The sequence below is a fragment of the Pseudoalteromonas phenolica genome, assembly GCF_005876835.1.
Classification (GTDB): domain Bacteria; phylum Pseudomonadota; class Gammaproteobacteria; order Enterobacterales; family Alteromonadaceae; genus Pseudoalteromonas; species Pseudoalteromonas phenolica_B.
On sequence record NZ_PPSW01000002.1, the window covers coordinates 19,316 to 42,632 of the forward strand.

15 protein-coding genes are annotated in these 23,317 nt (G+C 40.5%); 7 read left to right on the forward strand and 8 right to left on the reverse strand.

From position 1 onward, the window contains the following. Positions 1-200: 200 nt before the first annotated feature. Positions 201-1,391, reverse strand: coding sequence for a conjugal transfer protein TraF (locus tag C1E24_RS01065; RefSeq protein ID WP_138477940.1), 1,191 nt, complete (start codon positions 1,389-1,391; stop codon positions 201-203). Positions 1,392-1,760: 369 nt separating this feature from the next. Beyond that, a complete protein-coding gene (gene gorA / locus C1E24_RS01070) occupies positions 1,761-3,119 on the reverse strand; it encodes a glutathione-disulfide reductase (RefSeq protein ID WP_138477942.1) in 1,359 nt (452 codons plus the stop codon). A gap of 177 nt (positions 3,120-3,296) precedes the next feature. On the opposite strand from gorA, the gene prlC reads away from it, so the two are divergent. The 4 genes from prlC (at position 3,297) to C1E24_RS01090 (ending at position 9,785) form a co-directional block, all read left to right on the forward strand. Then, on the forward strand, positions 3,297-5,333 hold the full coding sequence (gene prlC, locus C1E24_RS01075; protein WP_138477944.1) for an oligopeptidase A: 2,037 nt from the start codon (positions 3,297-3,299) through the stop codon (positions 5,331-5,333). Between the two features lie 386 nt (positions 5,334-5,719). Next, positions 5,720-6,856, forward strand: coding sequence for a response regulator (locus tag C1E24_RS01080; RefSeq protein WP_138477946.1), 1,137 nt, complete (start codon positions 5,720-5,722; stop codon positions 6,854-6,856). Positions 6,857-6,947: 91 nt separating this feature from the next. Beyond that, complete coding sequence (locus C1E24_RS01085) at positions 6,948-7,727, forward strand: class I SAM-dependent methyltransferase (RefSeq protein ID WP_138477948.1); 780 nt, start codon at positions 6,948-6,950, stop codon at positions 7,725-7,727. A 132-nt stretch (positions 7,728-7,859) separates the two neighbouring features. Beyond that, positions 7,860-9,785 (forward strand): methyl-accepting chemotaxis protein, encoded by a 1,926-nt coding sequence (locus C1E24_RS01090; protein WP_138477950.1) that lies wholly within the window; start codon positions 7,860-7,862, stop codon positions 9,783-9,785. Positions 9,786-10,076: 291 nt separating this feature from the next. On the opposite strand, the gene C1E24_RS01095 is transcribed toward C1E24_RS01090, so the two are convergent. The 6 genes from C1E24_RS01095 to C1E24_RS01120 form a co-directional block, all read right to left on the reverse strand. Beyond that, positions 10,077-11,093 (reverse strand): hypothetical protein, encoded by a 1,017-nt coding sequence (locus C1E24_RS01095; protein WP_138477952.1) that lies wholly within the window; start codon positions 11,091-11,093, stop codon positions 10,077-10,079. A gap of 5 nt (positions 11,094-11,098) precedes the next feature. Then, a complete protein-coding gene (locus C1E24_RS01100; RefSeq protein WP_138477954.1) occupies positions 11,099-12,025 on the reverse strand; it encodes a hypothetical protein in 927 nt (308 codons plus the stop codon). Positions 12,026-12,079: 54 nt separating this feature from the next. Continuing rightward, positions 12,080-13,774: a thiamine pyrophosphate-binding protein gene (locus tag C1E24_RS01105; protein ID WP_138477956.1), complete on the reverse strand. Its 1,695-nt coding sequence runs from the start codon at positions 13,772-13,774 to the stop codon at positions 12,080-12,082. 57 nt (positions 13,775-13,831) lie between these two features. Beyond that, positions 13,832-15,325 (reverse strand): flavin monoamine oxidase family protein, encoded by a 1,494-nt coding sequence (locus C1E24_RS01110; protein ID WP_138477958.1) that lies wholly within the window; start codon positions 15,323-15,325, stop codon positions 13,832-13,834. Positions 15,326-15,365: 40 nt separating this feature from the next. Then, positions 15,366-16,202 (reverse strand): alpha/beta hydrolase, encoded by an 837-nt coding sequence (locus tag C1E24_RS01115; protein ID WP_138477960.1) that lies wholly within the window; start codon positions 16,200-16,202, stop codon positions 15,366-15,368. A 535-nt stretch (positions 16,203-16,737) separates the two neighbouring features. Then, positions 16,738-17,970, reverse strand: a complete 1,233-nt coding sequence (locus C1E24_RS01120; protein ID WP_138477962.1) for a helix-turn-helix domain-containing protein — start codon at positions 17,968-17,970, stop codon at positions 16,738-16,740. A gap of 166 nt (positions 17,971-18,136) precedes the next feature. On the opposite strand from C1E24_RS01120, the gene C1E24_RS01125 reads away from it, so the two are divergent. From C1E24_RS01125 to C1E24_RS01135, 3 genes are all read left to right on the forward strand, one after another. After that, positions 18,137-18,877 carry a DUF2306 domain-containing protein gene (locus C1E24_RS01125; protein ID WP_138477964.1) on the forward strand — a complete coding sequence of 247 codons (741 nt, stop codon included), beginning with the start codon at positions 18,137-18,139 and terminating at the stop codon, positions 18,875-18,877. Between the two features lie 261 nt (positions 18,878-19,138). Beyond that, positions 19,139-20,203 carry a DNA cytosine methyltransferase gene (locus C1E24_RS01130; protein WP_206078118.1) on the forward strand — a complete coding sequence of 355 codons (1,065 nt, stop codon included), beginning with the start codon at positions 19,139-19,141 and terminating at the stop codon, positions 20,201-20,203. Between the two features lie 89 nt (positions 20,204-20,292). Beyond that, positions 20,293-23,316: an ATP-binding protein gene (locus tag C1E24_RS01135; protein ID WP_138477966.1), complete on the forward strand. Its 3,024-nt coding sequence runs from the start codon at positions 20,293-20,295 to the stop codon at positions 23,314-23,316. Position 23,317: the final 1 nt, after the last annotated feature.

A 23,317-nucleotide genomic window follows, 5' to 3' on the forward strand; every position in this document is an offset into this window, starting at 1 on the left:
TATAAAGCGAAAACCTAATACTTTTGGTTAGTTAAATTTGTTTTAACTACCTCCAGATTGCTTAAAAGTAAGACATTAGTCAAGTGTGTAAGATCAAAGGTTTGGGTGATAGCTAAAGTCGCAAGCAGGGAGGAAAATGAAGCCGGGGGGAAAGTAAAACTGTGAGCACAATGAAGATGTCATGCCCACATTCAAAGTGATTACAACGTGAAGCTAAGCTGTAAACCAGCGCCTATGTCATTCTCACCAGATGTTTGTGCCATTAAGTCTAAGCGTACAACGCCAAATGGGCTTAATCCAAAGCCAACACTGTAGCTGTCTTCTTTATCACCATTGAAATCGTGACGGTAACCAGCACGAATTTGTACCCAGTCAAACGCATTTAACTCTAAACCAAGACGTGCGAATTGGCTTTCTTCAGTTAGGTTTGAATGTTGAGGTGCGGTTAAATCAACATCAGCAGCAAGGGTAACGATGTCACCGTTGTAAGAGATACCAGCAATATACTCAGGCCCAACTTTGTAAGAAGGCGTGATACCTTGGCTTGTTACAGAGTCGTAGTCATTTTCGATGAGGTTTTTAGCCACGAAACCCACTGTAACTCTTTCAGTTAGCTCTGTTGCTAAACCAATGTCAAAGTTAAAATTATTTTCAGTTTTTGTGTAGTCATTGGCATCAAAGTCGTCTTCGTCAAAGTCATTCACTTTTGATACGTAGTTGAATGAATCAACTTGTTGGAACTTTGGCGTGATACTCCAATAAACCTGTTTATCAGACAATGTGAATTGGTTGGCATAAGCAAAACCGATTTCACTGATTGCAGCACCCACAACTTGCATACGTGAATTTAGCTCTTCTAGCTCTTCAGGCGTTTGTGCATTTGCAATTACATTTACATCATCACCAGAAATAAATAGGTTTGCGTTTGCATCAATATCAGTGTTTGCATAAAGCGCAAAACCACCAATACGGCTTGGAGATGCAAGAGCTAATGCTAGATTTGCTTCAATATTAATACCACCATTTAACATTTCTAAATCAGATGATAGTTGTTTACGTGCTCTATCTAGCTGCTCAACGGTAACATTACCACCAGACTCAGCTTGTTCTAATAAGTCTGAAAGCGCGTCAAAGCTATCTTGGAAAGTATCGATATGGTCACGCAACTCTTGCTCGTCACGAACAAATACGTTGGCAGAAGGTAAGATTAAGCCGAAATCATCAGTATCATCTGAGTGACGGTTGATTAGAGCAGGGTTGATTAATACAGAAGATAAGTAGTCAGCAGAAGCGACACCTACATTACCCATACCTTGTGAACGAGTATCAGCAGCCGACACTGCCGCAGAAGTTGCACTTGCAATAAGTGCTAAAGCAATACGTTTTTTCATCTATGAAAACCTTGTTGTATTGAGAGCAGAAAAGTTACGCGTATTCTAGCAGCTTCATCGGTGTCGCATAAAAACTTTCAGTTAAAAAAATATGAAAGATTAATTGATATCAACTTTCTTAATAATAGAGAGTAGGTAGCTCAGGAATGAACACAAGACATGGGGGACGGGTTAAGTTTAGCTTTCGATTTACGAATTAAAAGTTGGCGGGTTTTCGAGAGTAAAGTTAGCGAGGGAAAGGCTTGCGGGTGAATTTGTAGGCGCTGGTTTACCCAGCGCTTTTATCCACTATAGCGAAAGTTTTTAGGCTCGAACGCGAGGCAAAGGACGTCGAGCCGGGGGGCTTCATGGATGAATGATTGGCAGTGCCTATCTCATAGTAACAAACTCTTCAGAACCCGTTGGGTGTATCGCCACTACAGAATCAAAATCTGCTTTTGTTGCGCCCATCTTCATTGCCACAGCAAAACCTTGGATCATTTCGTCAACCGCAAAACCAATACCGTGTAAACCGACGATTTTCTCATCTTCACCTGCACAAACAAGTTTCATTTTACAAGGCTGGCGGTGCTGCGTCACAGCGGTATACATAGCTGCAAACGTAGATGTGTACACTTTTACCTGCTCTTCACCATATTGCTCAATAGCTTGAGGTTCAGTTAAACCAATTGTGCCGATTGGCGGGTGACTGAATACCACGGTAGGTACTAGTTCATAATCCATTTTGGCATTAGGCAATTCTGGGTTAAATAAACGCTCAGCCAACATACGACCAGCTTTGACGGCTACAGGCGTCAGTTCAATACCGCCTTCCATAATGTCGCCCAGTGCATAGATCCCCGGTACAGAGGTGTTTTGGTATTCATCGGTTTTAATAAAACCACGCTCATTGGTTTCAACATCAGTAGCTTGTAGATTAATTAAATCAGTCACGGGCTCACGACCAATCGCCCAAATAACTTGGTCAACCGTATGAGTGTCGCCATTTTCTAAATGCAAGGTCACAGAGCCATCAGTTTCTTTTGTCAGCGCTTTTGGTGTGGCGTTGGTATGAAGTGTAGGGCCTTCTTTTTCCATCACTTCAGTGAGTGTTTCAACAACTAAAGGGTCGAAGCTACGAAGTGGTGCATGTTTACGAACAAATAGGTGGGTCTCAGTACCTAGGCTGCTTAGCACACCAGCAAGCTCTACAGCAATGTAACCTGCGCCAATTACAGCAACGCGACGTGGCTGCTCATCTAATTCGAAAAAGCCGTTTGAGTCGATACCGTACTCGGCGCCTGGAATATTCGGAACAGAAGGGCGACCACCTACTGCTATAGAGATATGATCAGCAGTATAATGCTCACCGTTCACTTCGATGGTTTTGTTATCAACGAATTTAGCAAAGCCGTTGATCACGGTGACGCCGTTTTTTGCTAAATAACCTTCGTAGCCTTTATGAATACGGCCAATATAGGCTTCGCGGCTTTCAACTAACTTAGCCCAATCGAAGTTTTTAAGTTCAACATCAAAGCCGTAATCTGGTGCGTAAAGCTTAATTGCTTCAGCGACTTGTGCACCGTGCCACATCACTTTTTTTGGTACACAACCCACATTTACACAAGTACCGCCCATGTGTTTAGCTTCAATTAAAGCGACTTTTGCGCCACGCATTGCCGCACGGTTAGCCGATGCAATACCACCGCTACCACCACCAATGGCAATATAATCAAAATGTTGAGCCATAAAAACTCCTTAAAAATTGGTTTTATGTTCTAAGCTTTCAGTAATAGAAAGGCGAAGTATCAAGAATATTTCAGTCTAACTTGTAATTGCGGCATTTGCCCCAATTTCAATGCTAATACGGTAAATATATGACGAAAGCGCATATTTTATAAGAACAGATTAAAGGAAAGAGCATTTATGAGTAACCCACTGATCGGTCTTGAAGGTTTGCCTCCATTTTCGAAAATTCAACCAGAGCATGTAGTGTCAGCATTAAAAGCTGCAATTGAACATTGTCGTAAAACCATCGACGAAGTATTGGCACAACAAGCATTCACTTGGCAAGGGCTGGTAGTGCCACTTGAAGAGGCGGATGACAAGCTTTCTCGTATGTGGTCGCCAGTATCGCATATGCACTCAGTAGTTAACTCTGAAGATTTACGCAAAGCCTATGATGAGTGTTTACCGCTTATTTCAGAATACTCAACCTATGTGGGTCAGCATCAAGGTTTATATGAAGCCTATAAAGCGTTAAAAGACTCAGAAGAATTTGTATCACTGAGCATTGCTCAGCAGACCTCAATTAATAATGCGCTACGTGATTTCACTTTGTCGGGTATCGCTTTAGATAGTGATAAACAAAAGCGTTATGGCGAAATTTCAGCGCGCCTATCAGAGCTTGCGGCAAAGTTTGGTAATAATGTCATGGATGCAACGCAAGCATGGCAAAAGCATATTACAGATGAAAGCGAACTTGCGGGATTGCCTGAGTCGGCAATTGCGTTAGCGGCGCATACGGCACAAAGCAAAGAACTTGAAGGCTGGGTGTTTACTTTAGATATACCGTCTTACCTTCCTGTGATGACTTACGCTGATAACCGCGAGTTACGTGAAAAAATGTATCGCGCATTTAGTACTCGCGCCTCAGAACAAGGCCCGAATGCGGGTGAGTTTGATAACTCTGAGATCATGGCTGAAGAGCTAAAGTTACGTCATGAATTAGCACATCTACTAGGTTTTGACAGCTTTGCAGATAAATCATTGGCAACAAAAATGGCCGAGAGTCCGGCGCAGGTTTTTGAGTTTTTAAATGATTTAGCGGCTAAGTCTAAACCACAAGCTGAACAAGAGTTAAAAGAGCTACAAGCATTTGCTGAGTCTGAATATCAAATGACAGATTTACAAGCCTGGGATTACGGTTACTTTGGTGAGAAGTTAAAGCAAGCTAAGTATGCCATTTCAGACGAACAGTTACGTCCATACTTCCCGGCAGATACAGTATTAAAAGGCTTGTTCACCACAGTTAATAAGCTATTTGGCATTAAAGTTACTGAGCTTTTTGATTTTGATACTTATCATGAAGATGTTCGTTTCTTTGCTGTGCACGATAAAAACGATGAACTTCGTGGTCACTTCTACCTAGATTTGTATGCGCGCGAGCACAAACGCGGTGGTGCGTGGATGGATGACTGTATGGGTCGTAAAATTCGCGCCAATGGTAAGTTGCAAACACCGGTGGCGTATTTAGTATGTAACTTCAATAAAGCTGTTGGCGACAAGCCGGCCTTGTTCACCCACAACGAGGTGACCACTTTATTCCACGAGTTCGGTCATGGCATTCACCACATGTTGACGCAAATCGACGCTTCAGCGGTGGCGGGTATTAATGGGGTGGCGTGGGATGCTGTAGAGCTACCAAGTCAATTTTTAGAAAACTGGTGCTACGAAGAAGAGGCGCTGAGCTTTATCTCGGGTCACTTTGAAACTGGTGAGTCATTGCCTAAAGAGTTACTTGATAAATTATTGGCTGCTAAAAACTTCCAATCAGCAATGCAGATGCTTCGTCAGTTAGAGTTTAGTTTATTCGACTTCCACATTCATGCTGATTATAAGGCCGAAGAAGATTGTCAAATTCAGTCTATTTTAAATGAAGTACGTAAGCGTACAGCCGTGGTTAAAGCACCTGAGTTTAACCGTTTCCAACATGGCTTTAGTCATATTTTCGCAGGTGGCTATAGCGCGGGTTATTACTCTTACAAATGGGCAGAAGTTTTATCGGCAGACGCATTCTCTCGTTTTGAAGAAGAGGGCGTGTTTAACTCACAAACTGGACAAGACTTTATGCAGAATATTCTAGAAAAAGGTGGTTCAGAAGCGCCAATGGAATTGTTCAAACGCTTTAGAGGACGAGAGCCGCAAGTGGATGCGTTGCTTCGTCACAGTGGAATAGCGTAAAATTTTGTAGCGTGGGGTATACCTTGCGCTTGTTTAGACCTTTTGTAGGCGGTGACTTTATGTCACGCATGATTTTAAAAGCGCGGGGTAAACCAGCGCCTACAAACCAACAGGTTGAGTATCCCATTGCAGTTGCTAAAATTGCTCATTTCACCTTGCGCAAAAGTAACCTTGCTTCGCAACGTATATTTTGCACGATAAGTCGGTGCTACCGAAATCACTAGCGCGGGGTAACCTGCTAACTAAAAATTGCATAATAATTACTCAGAGTTTGATGTAGTTATAAAAATAAAAGCGTCTTCGGGCGCTTTTATGCTTTTTGGGGTTCGCAAAATTATCATCTCCAGCTATGCTATTTAAAGACATGATTTATTAAGGGAAATGGTATGAGCAGACTGGTGCTGGCTATCGATGACGACAAGTTAGTGCATAAGATCATCGAAGACGCGTTGGCTGAAAGCTGTAAATTGATCCGAGCTAAAAATGGTGATGAAGGATTGCGGTTAGCCCTTAAATATCAACCCGATATTATTCTTCTTGATGTAGAAATGCCTGGCATGAACGGCTTTGAAGTATGTGAAAAGCTAAAAAAAGCGTCACAAACCAAAGAAATTCCAGTGATGTTTCTTTCTTCTCGCACAGATATCTCTGAGCGTATGCGTGGTTATAACTCTGGTGCTGCAGACTACATAGTAAAACCTTTTAACCGAGAAGAGTTGCTTGCCAGAATCAATGTACTTGATGACTATCGCCAAGTGTCTCAGCGTCTTAAACAAGATATGGAGCAAGCGCAGATAACTGCTGAAATCGCCATGACAGACTCCGGCGATATGGGTCGGATTATGCGCTATGTTGGTCAGTCGTATCACGCCCATGATCTAGAAAGTTTGTCGAGTTTTTTCTTCGAGTTCTTTGTGCCTTTACAGCTAGAAGTCGCGGTCGCATTTTGGCATCAACAAGGTGAGGTGTTTAAATCTGCTGAAGGTGCTATTCAGCCTATTGAGCAAGAACTATTAGAGCAAAATCGTGAAGGTAGTCGTTTTGTCGACTTTGGTCGTCGTACCATTATTAACTACCCTAAAGTCTCTTTGCTGATCAAAAATATGCCGACCGAAGATCCTGGTATGTACGGTCGTTACAAAGACTTGCTGCCACATATTTTGGAGGCGACGAATGCCAAAATTCAAGATATGGAAGAGAGTGAGCAAGCAATCGAGCAAGTAGCGCACATAGGTCAGGTATGTGATGACATAGCACAACAATTGGTATTTTTAGATATGCATCACAGCACGCAATCTGAAAACTTTGAGCAGTTATTGCAGTCTGCACAAATCGAAAATACAGAGCAACTAAAAGCATTTTCACAACATTTTGCTTTTATGAACGAAGAGATTGATGTCATCAAACAAAAACTCGCTTTGATCACTGAAACGCGAGAAGCACTGCATACCAGTCTTAATAAGTTGAGTCAGCCTTGGAGTGAAGATCAAGTTGCCTCTCAAGATGATATTGAGCTTTTCTAACCCGCTTCTATTAATTAAGTATTATTGAAGGTTGGTATAAATAAACGTTTCAACGTTATAATGGGCAAGCTGTTCTATAAGGAGTTTGCCCTTGCTAATCCATACCCCCTATCCTGAAAATCGTCCTTATCTTGATGAAATCGAAAAACGCTTTGAATTAGCCAAATGGGCCGAGCAGTGTAATGCCAATGATGTGCCAAATAAAAGCTTGTTTAAGTTGCAATTTGATGAGCATGGATTGCAGTTATTCAAAAGTGATGAACCAAAATTAGGTGCCATTCGAGTTGACTTTGTAACTGGAGCCAGTGCACACCGACGCAAATTTGGCGGTGGCAAAGGTCAAGCAATTGCTAAAGCTGTGGGGCTAAATAAAGGTGCGATACCGCATGTACTTGATGCGACTGCAGGTTTAGGTCGAGATGCCTTTGTATTAGCTGCGCTAGGTTGCAAAGTGACCATGCATGAACGTCACCCTGTGGTTGCAGCATTACTTTATGATGGTCTTCAGCGCGCTTACCAAGATAATGAAATAGGTGAGTGGATGAAGGCGCAAGTGGATATGGCGTTTGGTTCTAGCCATGACTTATTAAATAGCACAGAAGTTAAACCTGATGTGGTTTATCTTGATCCTATGTTTCCACATAGAGAAAAGTCGGCACTGGTGAAAAAAGAAATGCGTGTGTTCCAATCTTTAGTGGGAGACGATCACGATGCAGATGCATTACTATCCTTTGCTATGCAATTGGCGAGTAAACGCGTTGCTGTGAAACGCCCTGACTACGCGCCATTCCTCGATGAGCAAAAGCCGAGTATGCAAATCACCACTAAGAAAAACCGTTTTGATGTATACGTAAAAGCAGCAATGAAATAGAGTTTTCATTCTATATAGGGATAAGTAAAAAGTATGCTTTTTACTTAGTTCGCTCTCTTGTTGAACAAATTACATCAAACTGTCATAAAAGGGTAATACGCTAGCGCCGAAATTTGAAACAAAGGGGGTGTTATGCGTGTTTCTGCTTTTACTCGATGGCTAGCAATTTTGCTAACGTCGGCAAGTTTATTTTTAGCTGGCGTGTTGTTTTGGGCGTCGAATTTATTAAATACACTAGATCAGCAGAACACAGGATATAACCAACTCAAAAATACTGTGCTGGTGGAGCTATCAGGTAGCATTGAAAGCTATCTTAGCAGCGGAGATAGTCAGTATTTGACAGAGTCTTCAGACATTATCAACAAGCTCAAACAAGCCTATATTGGTCAATTACCTGATGAATTAGCTGCGACCATGGGCAATAAGCTAGATGCATTAGATGCTGATATTAACGGAAAGTATCGTGCGATTGGTAAATTGTCTGGCAATGAAATGGCACTACTCGATAATGCCCTGAGACAAATGAGTGGTTCAGCATCATCTTTAATTAGTTATGCATCTAAAGCAGATGACAGCCCTGTCAAAAAACAATATTACGAGTTAGCGTCTGATTACTTCCAAGCTGTAAACCAACTGAGTATTTTTACCTATCACTTATCAATTAACCCGGATGCAAATACGCAAACGAGCCTACAAAACACTATTTCGACTTTGCAATCTATCGCCAATAAAATCGAGCGTTTAGAAAACCTAGGGGTTATGAGTGAAGTCGATGAAGATGCATTGTTTTTTGGCGAAGAAGTAGAAGACTTAGCCGATGAAATCAAATCAGAGCTTTCTAGTTGGGCGAATCGTTTTGGTAAAGACGTACAAAACACCTTTGCGCAATCACAATCAAGACAAGCGGGTACAAAAGCACTTCGAGCAGATATTCAGACGATTATCGATATTGTGCTATCGGCTGAAAGTGACTTAAAAGTTAGCCAAGACGATTTAAAATTGAATGTTTTGGTTTTATTCAGTGTGGCAATCGGGTTGTTAATTTTACTTGCTGCAGGTGTTTACTTTGTGCAGCTAAACCAAGTGCTTAATCCATTGCGACAACTCAGAGATGGTTTTGCTGATTTGATCAATTCAAATGAAATGAAACAAATTCATAGTAAAAACCCAGATACGGAAGTGGGTGAGATAGCCGGTTACTTTAATCAGCTCATTCAGCGTCAACAACTCGAAGCACAAGAGCGCCAAGAAATGCTGACATTAGTAAATGAGTTTATGGCCCAGATGAGCGAAAGCCTGTCACAGATCAGTCAGCAATCTGAGAACACTTATAATCAAGTCGAGCAAACTCAGGGGCTATTGCACAATATTAGAGATTTAGGCGAGCAAGCCAACGATATTAATACTCAGGTATCTGATAATGCCAATAGTACCTTTGAAGCCATGTCACACAGTGTGCAATTTGCCGATGCCATGCTAGAGGCGAGCTCTTCAACAGAGCAGCGTGTAGAGCAAGGGCAAGATAGCTTAAATGAATTATTAAAGGGGGTTTCAGACGTAGGTACTGTGGTTGAAATGATCCGTACCATTGCGGAGCAAACTAATTTATTAGCATTAAATGCAGCCATAGAATCGGCGCGAGCGGGTGAGCATGGCCGTGGGTTTGCCGTTGTTGCCGATGAAGTGAGAAAGCTAGCGCAACAAACGCAAGATTCATTGTCTGACATTCATCAGCAGTTAAACACCTTGGGTGAAAACTCTAAGAAAGTATCTGAGCAAATGGGCGCGTTATCACAAGATGCGCAAGCGCAGACTGAACATGCGCAAGAGTTAAAACGTAATTCTGAAGGGGTTGCAGAAAGTGCGCAAACCGCTAACCAAGTAGCGAGCCATGCTATGGAGCTTGCTCAACAGCAAAGTGGTTTGGTGGATGATTTCAGTCAAGCTATGTTGAGTATGAAAGACCAAGTAAATAGTTCGAGCCAGCAAGTGAGTGAGATCCAGTCGAAGTTACAGCAACAAATGTTACAAGTGAGGCAAAGTCTCGGTTTGTCATAAAAAAGCGCGATGTAAAATCGCGCCTACAATCTGACTGTGTGGTAGGTCGGGGCTTTACCCGACAAAAGCAGCTCAGAGCAAAAAAATTCTGTCGCCATAAATGACGACCTACATCGTACATATTAATTTGAACTGTAGGTCTTGGCTTTAGCCTGACAAAAGCAGCTCAGAGCAAAACCCTTGTCGCCATAAATGACGACCTACATGTACATATTAATTTGACCTGTAGGTCGCGGCTTTAGCCCGAAAAAAAGCTGCTCAGAGCTAGATATTGTCGTAATAAATGATGATCTATACCAACTGTATTTTATTCAGCACCACTCCAGATTTTTGCATGGTCTTTTCTATTTGCTCAATGGTCATAGGGTCACGACTCACGCCAGATTGAAACCAATTAAGTGTTTGCGCGCTATGTCTGAGTTTAGGCGTGTTATTCAATACACTATGTAAGTAGTTTTCAGCGAATAATTGATGGCTTGTAATATCATTTGAGATAGCCAGCATACCCGGGTGGACATGATGCATGTGTACACCTGATTCAGGAGAATGCGCAATAAATCGTGAGGCATTGTAAGCGAGTAAACGTACCTTATTTGAGATGGTTTCTTGTATGTCGCGCATCGCAAATAAGTCATCAAGCCGATTACGATATTTCTCTACAGACTGTGATTCAAATAAAACGTTAGCTAATCCATTTTGCGGGGAATGTATCACTCCCTTTTTATCAGTAAGCTGATCTAAAAATAGAATATGATCGGCTTGCCTTGCCTGCGCCAGTACTTTTAAATCTGGTAATGCTTTGGGCATAGTCAGAGTCGACCAGTCACGATTATTAGCAACATTTACAAGTTGCGCTTTATGAAACTGCTTATCTGTTTTAGGATCTGCAATTGCTTTAAGCAGTGGCGAATTACTCGCTAGCCCCTCTGGCGCACGATAGGCAATAGTAATGCGTTTTCTGTTGACGCCTTTTGATTGCAAGCGTGTTAAACAAGCGCTTACTAACTTATGATCAACACTATAGGGGAATGCTTTTTCATTCACTTGCCCTAAGATAATGAGTACTTTATCTGTTTCAGATTGTTTGAAATTAAGTGCACTCGTTAACTGGTTGAAGAGCATGTTAGTTTGTGCTTGCTCCAATAGCCCTGCATTTTTTAATTGTGCGGTGGCAACCGCGCCATTGTGATTGTTAAACACGTTGTCGAGTGCAAAGCTGGGCATACTGCTGGCTAACAATCCCATTCCTGCACCGGTGCCTTTTAAGAAAGCACGTCTTGATAGTCCTTTGTTATTTGATGGTTCCATAATATTTAAACCTTTTCGTAAATACTGAGATATTCCGGCAGCATAGTATTTTCTTCGAGCGGAATAACCTTATGCACTTTGTAGCCATAGACCGCCATTTCTCTATGCCATGCGTCTAAAGATTGCAGTCTATTTCTTTGCGTTTGCGCGCTCAGCCACGAGCGGCCATGTAGCAAGTTTTGCCAGTCATTAAATACCGAGACCAGATGTTTTTGTGCGGTATGTTGCACGTCGAATATCGGCATTATTAACTTGCCACCAGAGGGCATGTGCTGCTTTATATTGAGCATCATGTGAGTAAACTCATTGCTTGAATAGCTGTGAGGGCCATTATAAATAGCGGCTAATTCAGCCTTAGGTGCATTTATATGACTTGCTTGAGTGAATAGCTCTATTGGATGAATCACGCCAGTGAAATCTGCTCGTGGCAATGGTGTATATTGCTCGCTTAAGGTGTGCGTCATGGTATAAGTTGCACCATTAAAAAATGGCAAGTGATTGATTGGATCAAACTCACTATTGGGCAGGCCAAAGCTGATATACCCAGAGAAACGTTGATGCTGAATTAACTCTGCCAAATATTGGCTGAAGCGCACTTGCTGATCTTGCAAACGATGCATATTAAGCAACTGTATATTGAGGTTACTGCTGGCTAAAATAGCCGACAAACGTTGGTATATCAGCGCTTCATCTTGCATATTTACCACACACTTTAATGCTTGAGTGTGTATTTCAGCATCTTGATATAAGTGCAGTTGCTTTGCTAATAACGCCTTTAAGTCATTAAATAAATACTTATTTAAATACAACGCATGGTAGCTATTTGATTCATTGAGCAAGGCCCTTATCCAAGGCGAAGCAAACGTATCAAGGCTAGTTAATCCGGCAGCAGCAAAACCGCTTTTTAAAAAAGCGCGTCGCGACAATGTCATCCTTTTACCCTTGTGTTAACGTGGCCGGTATGATGTTTTACCGGCCGGTTTTGATTAAATACCTAAAAAGGCACGGTTTTCAGCTGGGAGATCTTTCATTGGGATCTGTGCTGCAATCACACAAGGTTGATCATCGCGGGCATGTGCATGCTGCAGTGCACCGAGTAGATCTTCATAGGTATTGACTCGAAGGCCAATGCCGCCGTTGTATACATGCGGCATATTTTCGTACTTCCAACCATTGAGCATCACGTAATCTAACGGTGCTTTACCAGGCTCAGTAAAGAACGAACCGTCAATTAAGAACTGCTCTATAGCATATGAGCCATTATCAACAATGACAATAATGGCTGGGATATTGTTTTGTACAAACGATGAGAATGCCTGTGACACCATTTGGAATCCACCGTCACCAGTCACAATAAGCGGTCGTTTACCCGTTGCAAAATAACTACCAATGGCGGCGGGAGTGCCCTGACCAATTGAAAGCCAAATCGGGTTAGCTAAGAAGCACTGTGTATCGGTCACAGGTATATCCGCGCCTGGGAAGCTTGCCAAACAGGTATCTAAACTAATGTAATATGGCGCATGGGTAGTATTTAAGAAATCCCCGATGGCAGCAAAAATTCCATCATGCCCCAAAGTGCCTGAATATGGATCGCTGGCAAATTTGCTTTGCCATTGCTCTCGGCGTTGCTGATAACTTAATCCGGCGACACTGGGTACGGTGTTACCTTGTGAGTTAAGGGGTGGCAACGTATTAATGGCTTCTATTGCTGCGCCCAAAGAGAGTTTTGGCAATACATGACTGCCTACCATGGCTTTATTAAATGCCACACGGATCAGCTTTTCTTTCAGTGAGATAACCATATAACGGTGATCAATGCCAAACAAGCAACCAAGTGCAATCACACAGTCAGATGATTCAACACCCTGTGTTATGGTTGAAGGAGCTAAATCACTGTCATACACACCGCAAAACAGAGGGTGTGATTCACTTACTAAAGACTTAGACAGCAAGGTGGTATAGAAAGGCAGTCCCTGAGATTCAACAAATTGCATTGCCTCATCAATTAGACCAAATCTAACTAGTTCAGCTCCTAATAACACCACAGGCTTTTGAGCATGCGCTAGCCTGTCTTCGAGGGCACGGACAAACTGTTGTTTACCCGCAGTGTGGCGTTTTGCAGAGTAACTTAAGTTAGCAGAGAAGTGACCAATCGGCTTTTTCCACAAATCTTGAGGGATCTCGATATAGACAGGACCAGATTGCTCTAACGCAGTGATCAGCAAAGCATCTATTCTATCTGCAGCACCGTCTAATTCACGGATCTCTTCTGCGGCGAGCGTCAGCTCTTTGAACACGTGTAAATCGGTTTTACCAAACCCCGTTGAGTGCGAGAATAACACATCGTATTCGGCCTCAAGGCTTAAGTCTTTATCGGTTGGACCGCCGTTGATCACCGCCAGAGGCACGCGCTCTGTTAATGCACTGGCAATGCCGTTGGCCATACTTAACGTACCAACACCATACGCAACTGAAACAGCACCTAAGGCGCCTTGTCGGCCATATCCGTCGGCGGCATAACCTGCTTCAAGTTCATTAACGGTATTGATGAAGTGCATGTCAGGATCGGCAACTAAGCTGTCGATAAAATCTGAACATGATGTACCCGGCACACCAAAAACATGGTGACACCCTAATTGTTTAAGTCTGAGTGTAATAAACTCAGCGACTGTATAAGACATGATATTTCCTTATTACCAAAACTTATCTTTGGCTTACTACTTTAATAGGTAAAAAATTTAAGCGTGTTTGTGAATGTATTGCACGGCCTCAAGCGCTGAGACTAACGCGCCTTGGATCCAAGAGTGATAGACAGAGCAATGCTCACCCGCGAAGCATAAGCGCTGCTCAGGTTCACGCATGAGTGCATAATAATCTTGATGATCTCTGGGGTTGAAAAAAGCATAGGCACCTGCGGAGTGAGTATGGTTACTCCAGCTCCATCGCAAGACACTTAAAATGTCATCACGTGTGATATAGGGGTGTACTTTTTTCAGCTCGGTATAAATCAGCTCTTTAAGCTCGAAGTTATTGAGCGTATCAACACGACGTGCGTGTTGCCCCCAGGTATAAGAGGCGAGTAGGTAACTTGCCGAGTTTGATACCAAAGTATCTTTGGCGATTGCATTATCGGCTGGATACCAAGTGTGTCCTAGGCCGACATCATAGATGGTGCTACCACCATAGATCCCTTCTTTAAGCTCCCAAAAACGATTTTTTGTTCTGATCAACACTTTAGTGGCTGAATCATAGTGCACTTGTGCAAATGCGCGCGCTTTCTTTGGGTTTATGCTGTTATGAAAGTCGATTTTGCCCAATACACCAAAAGGCAGCGTACAAATCGCATAATCAGATTCTATCGTGTGTTTGTTTCTATCTCTGGACTGGTAACACACAGATACTTTATCGGCTTGATTGTTAATATCGACGACTTTGGCACCCGCCAGAAAATTAACCTTACCCGAGATCTTTTGATAAAGACGTTGTGCGAGTAAATCTGTACCGCCGACGATTTCGTCAAAACCTTCAAACCAAACTCGCTCAAGTTGCTCGCGCAAGTGCTCTGAAAAAGCAGTATGTAGCAAGGTTGAAACCCCATAAATTGACGAGACATACTCCAGGGCTTCTGAGCTTAATCCCGCTTGTTTAAAGGCATCTTTTAGCGACATAGCATCGAGCGTTTTCAGTCTGTCAGTACTTAATTCTTTGTCATATAGGGACTGTTTTTCTTTATCCGATAAAGCATTGAGTACTTCAGTGACGGCAAGATCCCACATATCATCTACGCTCATGTTGCGCTCTTTAGGGGTCAGATCGAAGGCCTGTTTTAAGCGTTCGAAGCCTGCAGCACTCCGAGCGACTTTTTGGCCGCGGATCATCGCGTGGGCTCTGGCATTATCCTGTACAAATGGTCTTAACTTTAAGCCCATTTCAGCGATGTAATGACGTGATAGCTGATGATGTGTTGGAATACGCATTGCGCCTAATTCGGCATAAAGCGTATCAGATTCTCGTAAGGTTCTGACACGACCACCGATATGGCCAGGATCAGCCTCAATGATGGTCACTTTTGCACCGAGTCTTAGTAACTCGTAGGCGCTGGTTAATCCCGCAATACCACCACCCACAATAGTAACAGAAGGCGTTTTAGGTAAACTGTGGGCAGCAAGTGCCCTGACACTTTTCAATAGCGCCATAGGCTTGCCGCTATGGGCAAGAGTATTATTCATCATTAAAAAGTCCTTTTAACGATTGATTAAGTTTATTTTAAAATTAAAGTGTTAACGCTGATTTAATCGCATCTGCCAAAGCCACAGGTTGCGTGATCATAGGCAAATGACCAGACGTAATACTGTAGGTTTTTGTCGCACCTATAGATTGAGCAATCTTTTGTTGTGTCGCATAAGAGATGATTTTATCTTCTTTCGCAAACACATAGGCTTTTGGAATTGTGTCTAACTTAGTTTTTTTTAAGTACACTTTGCCTTCGCCCGTGACAGCAGGTTCATCGACAGATTGTGACCAAACTTTTGCCTTAAGAGGCTGAGATTGGGTGTTGGTAAATGACGCAACATATTCAGCTTGGTTGGTGATTTTCATCCAGCCGTCTTCATAGGTGACCCCTTTGAAATAGTTATCTTCATCGTCTTTGTTTAGCAGTGCAAAAGGTTTAGCGCCTTCGATAGGCGCAACGGCACTGACATAGATTAAGTTACTGATCTCAGCCTTATTGCATGATGCGAGCGCTTCGTGAGCAACCGCGCCACCTTGACTGTGCATAACCCAAACTTGAGGCTGTGGTAGCGCATTAGTTCGCTCACACAGTGCCTTTGCCGCGTGGTTTAAGGTAATGCTTGATGGCGTAACAGTATTATCACGACCGGGTAAATCTAGAATATGTGATGTAACGTGTGCACTTTCAAGTTCAGTTGCAACAGGCTGCCAAGCAGAGCCTCGCAAATGTGCGCCATGAATAAATACCACAGTGGTAGCAGTTTGCTCAGCGCTTAGAGCGACTGCAGAAAGCGGTGTTGAGTTTGAAGAAATACTATTACAGGCCACTAAACTGGCTGTGGCACAAAAAGCGATAAAGGTATTTTTTAACTTCATCCTAAGTCCTTCCTAATTCTGTAAGTAAAAAACGCGGGCATCTTAGCAATAAAAAATACGAAAAATAACAGTATAAAAAATAGGGACTTTTGCTTTTTAACTGCGTTAATCGAAAAAACTCAAAAATCATTTAGAGTTGCCGAAAAAGTTAAGAATTTTTATGCTAAACAGCAGGTTAACTATTCTATAAGCATGTGGGGTGAGGGCATTATACTTTTGTCGAATAAAAATAATTATTGTTTCTTATAGTTGAACGGACTGTTTTATTTTTACTCAAAGAGGCCTGCAATAATGTAAATATTGCGAGAGTAAGTGCGCAGTTATGATTATTTATTATCTGTCAAATTAACTTTTAGCATTATCCAACTATTGAAATATGCAGTCTTAATGTGTTTTCTTATTGGGTACTGTTGAGGGGAGTTAAATAGTTTTTTTATAAAATAATTTATTTTAAATTTCCATTAGGCGGTATCTGAACGCAACTTTCAGTCTATTGCACACCGCAGGTATCTTTGCGTCTAATTTAGTTAAGTGTTTATTTTGACTGTTGCTTGAATTGACTTGGTGTTAATTGAGTATGTTTTTTGAATGCACTATAAAACGCTGATTTAGAATTAAAGCCTACTTGCATGGCAATATCTAAAACCGTTAGTTCTGACTCTAATAGCAGCTTTTGTGCAGCCACAATGCGTTTATGATTCACATAATCAAAAAAGTGAGTCGCTAAGGTTTCATTTAGTGTTTGCGAAATATAGTTAGGCGACGTGTGGATGTGTTTGGCAAGTTTTGGTAAAGAGAGGTTTGCATCTAAATAAAGCTGCTCCGAGGTCATCGCATTCTCTATTTTCTGTGCGATGCTTTCTGCCATCTTAGCAGTGAGTGCAGAGCGTTTATATTTCTCAGAAGAAACATTTTCAGATTGTTTAACTTGGCTGTTTTCATTATCCACAGCTAGAGACGCTTGATGTTCAAAATCGACCGACTCGGTAGAGAATAGCTCTTCAAAGCCTGGTTTTTGTCTCAACCCCCAAGTAGCAACAAAGCAAACCTTAATGAGCAAAACAAATTGAAAGATATCTTGTGTAAATTCACTGGCGATAAACAAATTATCGAGTAATAAATTGATTGCAGCGAAAGCCCAAGCAACGCCTACAAACAGCAGTAAACCACTAAGCCACCTGATCTCTTTAGTTTCGGTCGAAGCAAATACCTGTTTCAATTGGTTTCTATAGTGCTGTAGACGCTTGATGATTTTAATCAGATAAAACGCCGACTGTGCAATCCAGCCCAAAACCAGCACAAAAGTAGTAATCAGCAATCCGTAGATAAAGTTTCTAAACAGCACTGGTGTCTGTTCGAGTATCGCCATGTCACCCTTACCAAGTAGATTGTAATGAATCTCAGCGGGTAGCAAAAAGGTGATAAGGCTAATCAATAACCCAAGCCCAGGTAGAACTAAATGCCGTGCATCGGCTTTTTCAAATCGCCAAGGTGCATTGTGTGTTAAGCCTTTTACATATAGCCAAAAGCAGGGCGCGATCAGTAATAAAGCGGGTAATGCCAGCGTTAAGGTTGAAAGCTGTAAAGCGGGCGCGAGTGTTTTTAAACTTGTCTGGCAAATGACAATCGCGATGCCAATAAAACTCAAAGCGAGCGGAAAGTAAGTGTGGTTTTTGTCGGCCCGAACAACCAGTAAGTTTGCGCTAAAGAATAACACGCTCAAAGTCGCAATATTAATTGCCAGTAAATTTAAATCAGTGGCTGGCATATAGTAATCCTTTTTTATCCTTACTTTACAGTTGGTTAGTTTTATTCTTATAGTGTTCTATTGGTTAGGCGAAGTTTAAAAATGGTCTTAATCAATAGGCCAGAACGACACACTAGCATTGATATTACAAGATTGTCTTAAGCAAAACGACAAACAAGGCAATGTTATGAACTTAATCACTGCAAATAAAAATAAACGAGACTCACAGCTAGTAGACCCAAACTGTCAGGCTGCGTCATCATCAGGTAATCACAAAAAAAATCCAAGTAATTGGAAAGTAGTCAGCCTGTTATTCTTTTTAATTGGCCTGCCCGCTATACCTGCAATTTTTATTGTCGCACTGGTGTTACTCGGCCCAGATGCAATCGCTGAGGCATCAAGTTTGATTAATGCCCGTTATTTTGAACTCCCAGCTGCAATTTTGGTGCATGGTGTAAGCGGTATTGTTTTCTTCTTTTCATTACCCACTCAGTTCTCAACTCGATTACGCATAACTCGACCTAAGATGCACAGAGTAATGGGGCGTTTGGCCGTTGTGTCTGCGTGCTTAATGGCAGTATCTGGCGTGTGGATGCAGCTAGTATTTTCACCAACAGACTTAGGTACGCGTTTTATATCCTTGGTGATTGTCGCTATCGCCATTTGTGTCAGTTTCAGTATCGCCATTGCTTTTGCCATGAAGAAAAACATCGCCGCCCACAAGGTATGGATGACACGCGCTGTTGCAGTCACCTTAGCTGTAGTGACACCATTATTTTTAGAAGTAATTTTAAGTTTGTTTATTAATGCTGGTAGCCCGATGGGTGAGCTTGCGATTAGCATATTACACGACTATGACCGTTTAATTGGGTTAGTTTTAAATGTACTGATAGTAGAGGTGTGTATGGCTTTTTCTAGAAATGTTTAATTACTCTCTAAGACTAGTGTGCTTTTCTACCTGAAGAGGATTTCTCTTCTACCTTTGATTTACGATTAATGCACTTTTTGGTAAATTGGCGCTCAGTTTGCTATTAGTAATTTTGAATCTGAATTAATGAAAGTCCCAGAGATTTACAAAAACAATAAGTTGTATCTTGTTAAATTTAAGTTTTTGATATGTTTGATAAAGACCTGCATATCAGTTAGCTGTTTTCTACAATGTAAAAAAGCTAGTAAAAGGATTGCTTAGGTGGTTGTTAAAAATAAATTAAAGGCTGTAGACTTCTTCTGTGGAGGCGGAGGCATGAGCTATGGAATGCAGCTTGCTGGCATCGAAGTCCTTGCTGGGATTGATTTTGAAATAACATGTAAAGAAACTTACCTTGCAAATATAAAAGGTGCGCAATTCTTAAATTATGATGTTTTTGAGTTATCAGAGGCTGAATTAGAGCATAAACTTGAAATTAACAAATTTGATGATGATTTAGTCTTCATTGGCTGTAGCCCCTGTCAATATTGGAGTTTAATAAATACTGATAAAAAAAAGTCAGAAAAGTCTAAGAGTTTACTTAGTGAATTTGAAAGATTTGTTCAGTATTTCTCGCCTGGTTATGTAGTTGTTGAAAATGTGCCTGGTGTTTTAAATCGAAGGGAAGAGAGTGGACTGGGTGAGTTTATTGATTGGTTAGTGGATAACGATTATGTTGTGCATTATGAAGTTCATAATACGAGTGAGTATGGTGTACCGCAAAATCGTAGGCGTTTTACGTTAATTGCTAACCGAGTTAATGAGCTTGAATTATCACCTATTAAATCTTCTAAACTATTAACTGTCGCTGATGTAATTGGTGAAAAGAATGGATTTCCAAAAGTTCAGGCGGGTCATCAAGATAAAACACCTTTTAGGCATTCTGTAGCAAGGCTTAAAGATGTGACTCTAAGAAGGTTGAAAAAAGTTAAGAAAGACGGTGGTAATCGTTTGGGCTTTGCTAATGACCCTGAATTACAATTACCGTGTTTTGTAGGTAAAGATTCATCTTTTAAAGATACCTTTGGTCGACTTTGGTGGAACAAGCCAGCTCCAACGATAACTACAAAATTTTTTAGTGTTTCAAACGGTCGATTTGTTCACCCTGAAGAGAATAGAGCACTATCTTTAAGAGAAGGGGCTACACTTCAGTCTTTTCCTAAAAGTTATATTTTTCATGGTAGAACGAATGAAATAATAGCCCGCCAGATAGGTAATGCAGTTCCTCCTGAATATTCTAGAAGAATTGCGCAAGCTATAATTAATAGCCGAAATAGCATTACATAAATTCAGAAAAATAAAATTAAAATAAAATAAAATAAAATAAAATAAAATAAATATTCTGAAGCCTAAGTTAAACAAGGAGAAAGGGGTTTATGGCTCAAATAAGAACTAAAGCAAGAGCTTTAGATATGCTTGGTAGACAGCAAATTGCAGGTATTCCTACCGCGTTAAGTGAGCTTTTCAAAAACGCTCATGATGCCTATTCAGATAATGTAGAAGTTGATTATGTAAGAAAAAAGAAACTTCTACTTCTTCGAGATGACGGATTAGGAATGACTCGGGCTGAGTTTGAGGAACGTTGGCTTACTATAGGTACGGATAGTAAATTTATAGATGAAAATAGTATTTCTCAGCCAGTTACTCACACTGCAAAAACATTACGACCTATCATGGGGGAAAAGGGAATAGGTCGTCTTTCTATTGCAGCAATTGGCCCTCAGGTATTAGTACTGACAAGAGCTGTCCGGGATGATAAACACCATAAGTTAGTTGCTAGTTTTATAAATTGGACCCTTTTCTCATACCCAGCTCTAGATTTATCAGATATCGATATACCTCTAATAGAAATTGAATTAGGGGAAATGCTAACAAAAGAGCAACTTTCAACTTTGATTAATCAAGCAAAGGATAATGTAAAGTCTTTAGCGCATAAAATCTCTCAAGAAAAAATTGACTATGTCTTAAACCAAATTGATTCTTTCGATTTTGAACCTGAACTTTGGTACACGAGCTTAAAGCAGCTAGATCTAAAAATAGATAAAGAAATACAAGAGCATAATCCAAATGCTAAACCGCGAAAATTACACCTAGATAAGGATGGTTCAGGTACGCATTTTATTATTTCACCAGTTGATGAAATTTTAAATGAAGAAGTTGAAGGTGATGATTTCAACTCAAAGGCAACAGATAGAGCTTCACGATTAGAGAAAGCATTACTTGGTTTTACTAATACAATGGATGTAAACAGTAACCCTCCGATCTTTGCTCGTTTTAGAGATCACAAACTAGACGGAGAAGTGATAGACAGGATTAGTGAATCAACTTTTTTTACTCCAAAAGAGTTTGAACAGTCGGACCACCATATTAAAGGACGGTTCAATGAGTTTGGACAATTTTCTGGGACCATAAAGGTGTATGGTCAAGAAGAAAGGGAATATGTATTGTCTTGGCCTGAAAGTAAAAACAAACCTGTTTTATGTGGTGAATTTGAACTTAATTTAGCAGTAATAATGGGTACTGCTAGGGAGTCAAAGGTTCCGCCAAACGTATTTAATGATATTTATCAAAAAACTAATAAAATTGGTGGGCTTTATATTTACAGGGATGGGATAAGAGTGTTGCCTTATGGTGACTCTGATTTCGACTTTTTGGGTTTTGAGCAAAGGCGAAGTAAAAGTGCAAAAGAGTATTTTTTCTCATATAGACGGATGTTAGGTTGTGTTGAAATTACTAAGCAAGTAAATAGTGCTTTACATGAAAAAGCAGGCCGTGAAGGTTTTATTGAAAATAAAGCTTACAAGCAATTTAGAGCTATATTAATTCACTTTTTCATTCAGTTAGCAAAAGATGTTTTTAATGAAAAAGGTGATTTATCAGACCAGTTTATAGAAATGCGTAGTCGTCAACAAGATTCATTCGACTTATTAAAAAAGAGAAATAATTTAAAGTCAGTGAAAAAGAAGCATTTGGAAGAGCAGTTACAAAAGTTTTTTATAAAGTATGACGATGACTATTGGTTAAATAATTTATCTCAATTAAAAGAAAAAGTTCAAAGTAGATTTGAAAACTTTGAAGAAGAAGAGCAGTCAACGGATGATTTTATTTTTGAAGTACAGCGTCTTTTATTAGAAGGTTTAAAGCCCTTAAAGAGTAATTTAAAAATTACCTTTCCCTCAGGCGTAGGCTTTGGTAAAGCACTCACAGATTCTTGTGATTTATATCAAGTAAAAAAGCGTGAGATTGAAAACGAAATAAATATTTTTGAAAAGGATATTGAAAAGCGTCTAGTAGAATTTGAAGACCAATTTGGTAATAGAACTGGAATGAGGCTTCGGTTTAGTGACTCCTTAGAAAACCAAGTTGAATATCAAAGCAAACAATTAAATGAAGTATATTCGAAAGCGAATAAGGTTTTATCAGAATTAGAGTCATGGACTAAAAGTGAGATTAATAAAAATAGGGCTTTAGCTAGAAGTGAAATTGAGCAAGCCAAGCATGATTTTTCATCAGTTAGTTTTAATAGTAAAACATCAGATGAGCTATATGAATTAAAAGCTTCTTTAGAACATAGAATTCAAACAGCAGCAGAATTAGTACTTGAAAGAGTAGAAGGTATTGCAAACCAGCTATCAACAATTAAAGAAGGTAATGAAGAAAATATAGTCTCATCGAACAAGCTTACAGAAATACTTGAATCTGAATATGAGCATTTAAAAGAAGTTAATGAACAAAACTCTGAAATGGTGCACTTGGGGATGGCTATAGGAATTATTCACCATGAGTTTACCAGTAATGTTCTAGGCATAAGGAAAGCTCTTTTTAGTTTGGCTCCGTGGGCAAGGCAGAATGATAAATTAAAAGAGATTTATGACGATCTAAGAATTGGTTTTGATCATTTAGATGGATACTTAAAACTCTTTACTCCATTAACTAAGCGATTAGCCAGAAAGAAGATCATGATTACAGGAGTTGCTGCCTCTGAATTTGTTACAAGCGTTTTCGGAGACCGCTTAGAGAGTGAAGAAATTGACTTAGTTATTACTGATAAGTTTTTAGAGCAAAGAATCTTTGGCTTTACTTCAACAATCTACCCGGCATTGATTAACTTAATTGACAATGCAGTTTATTGGCTTGGCAAATCGAATGGTGAAAAAGTATTAACTTTAGATGCCAGTGAAACAGGTTTTATTATCCAAGACACTGGACCAGGTATACCAACCATTGATCAGGAAAATGTGTTCGAATTTGCATTCTCTCGTAAAGTGGGTGGCCGAGGGGTAGGGCTATATGTTGTTAAGAAAACATTAGAAGATGAGGGTTTTAGTATTACCCTTGCCCCATATAGCCCAAATACAGGAGCTAAATTCACCATCTCACCAATTCAAGAAAAAGAATAAT

Excerpts from the sequence above, each read along its gene's own strand:
- prlC (WP_138477944.1), top strand. The coding sequence starts at position 3,297 with ATGAGTAACCCACTGATCGGTCTTGAAGGTTTGCCTCCATTTTCGAAA.
- C1E24_RS01090 (WP_138477950.1), top strand. The coding sequence starts at position 7,860 with ATGCGTGTTTCTGCTTTTACTCGATGGCTAGCAATTTTGCTAACGTCG.
- C1E24_RS01105 (WP_138477956.1), bottom strand. The coding sequence starts at position 13,774 with ATGTCTTATACAGTCGCTGAGTTTATTACACTCAGACTTAAACAATTA.
- C1E24_RS01110 (WP_138477958.1), bottom strand. The coding sequence starts at position 15,325 with ATGATGAATAATACTCTTGCCCATAGCGGCAAGCCTATGGCGCTATTG.
- C1E24_RS01125 (WP_138477964.1), top strand. The coding sequence starts at position 18,137 with ATGAACTTAATCACTGCAAATAAAAATAAACGAGACTCACAGCTAGTA.
- C1E24_RS01095 (WP_138477952.1), bottom strand. The coding sequence starts at position 11,093 with ATGGAACCATCAAATAACAAAGGACTATCAAGACGTGCTTTCTTAAAA.
- C1E24_RS01100 (WP_138477954.1), bottom strand. The coding sequence starts at position 12,025 with ATGACATTGTCGCGACGCGCTTTTTTAAAAAGCGGTTTTGCTGCTGCC.
- gorA (WP_138477942.1), bottom strand. The coding sequence starts at position 3,119 with ATGGCTCAACATTTTGATTATATTGCCATTGGTGGTGGTAGCGGTGGT.
- C1E24_RS01065 (WP_138477940.1), bottom strand. The coding sequence starts at position 1,391 with ATGAAAAAACGTATTGCTTTAGCACTTATTGCAAGTGCAACTTCTGCG.
- C1E24_RS01120 (WP_138477962.1), bottom strand. The coding sequence starts at position 17,970 with ATGCCAGCCACTGATTTAAATTTACTGGCAATTAATATTGCGACTTTG.
- C1E24_RS01135 (WP_138477966.1), top strand. The coding sequence starts at position 20,293 with ATGGCTCAAATAAGAACTAAAGCAAGAGCTTTAGATATGCTTGGTAGA.
- C1E24_RS01080 (WP_138477946.1), top strand. The coding sequence starts at position 5,720 with ATGAGCAGACTGGTGCTGGCTATCGATGACGACAAGTTAGTGCATAAG.
- C1E24_RS01115 (WP_138477960.1), bottom strand. The coding sequence starts at position 16,202 with ATGAAGTTAAAAAATACCTTTATCGCTTTTTGTGCCACAGCCAGTTTA.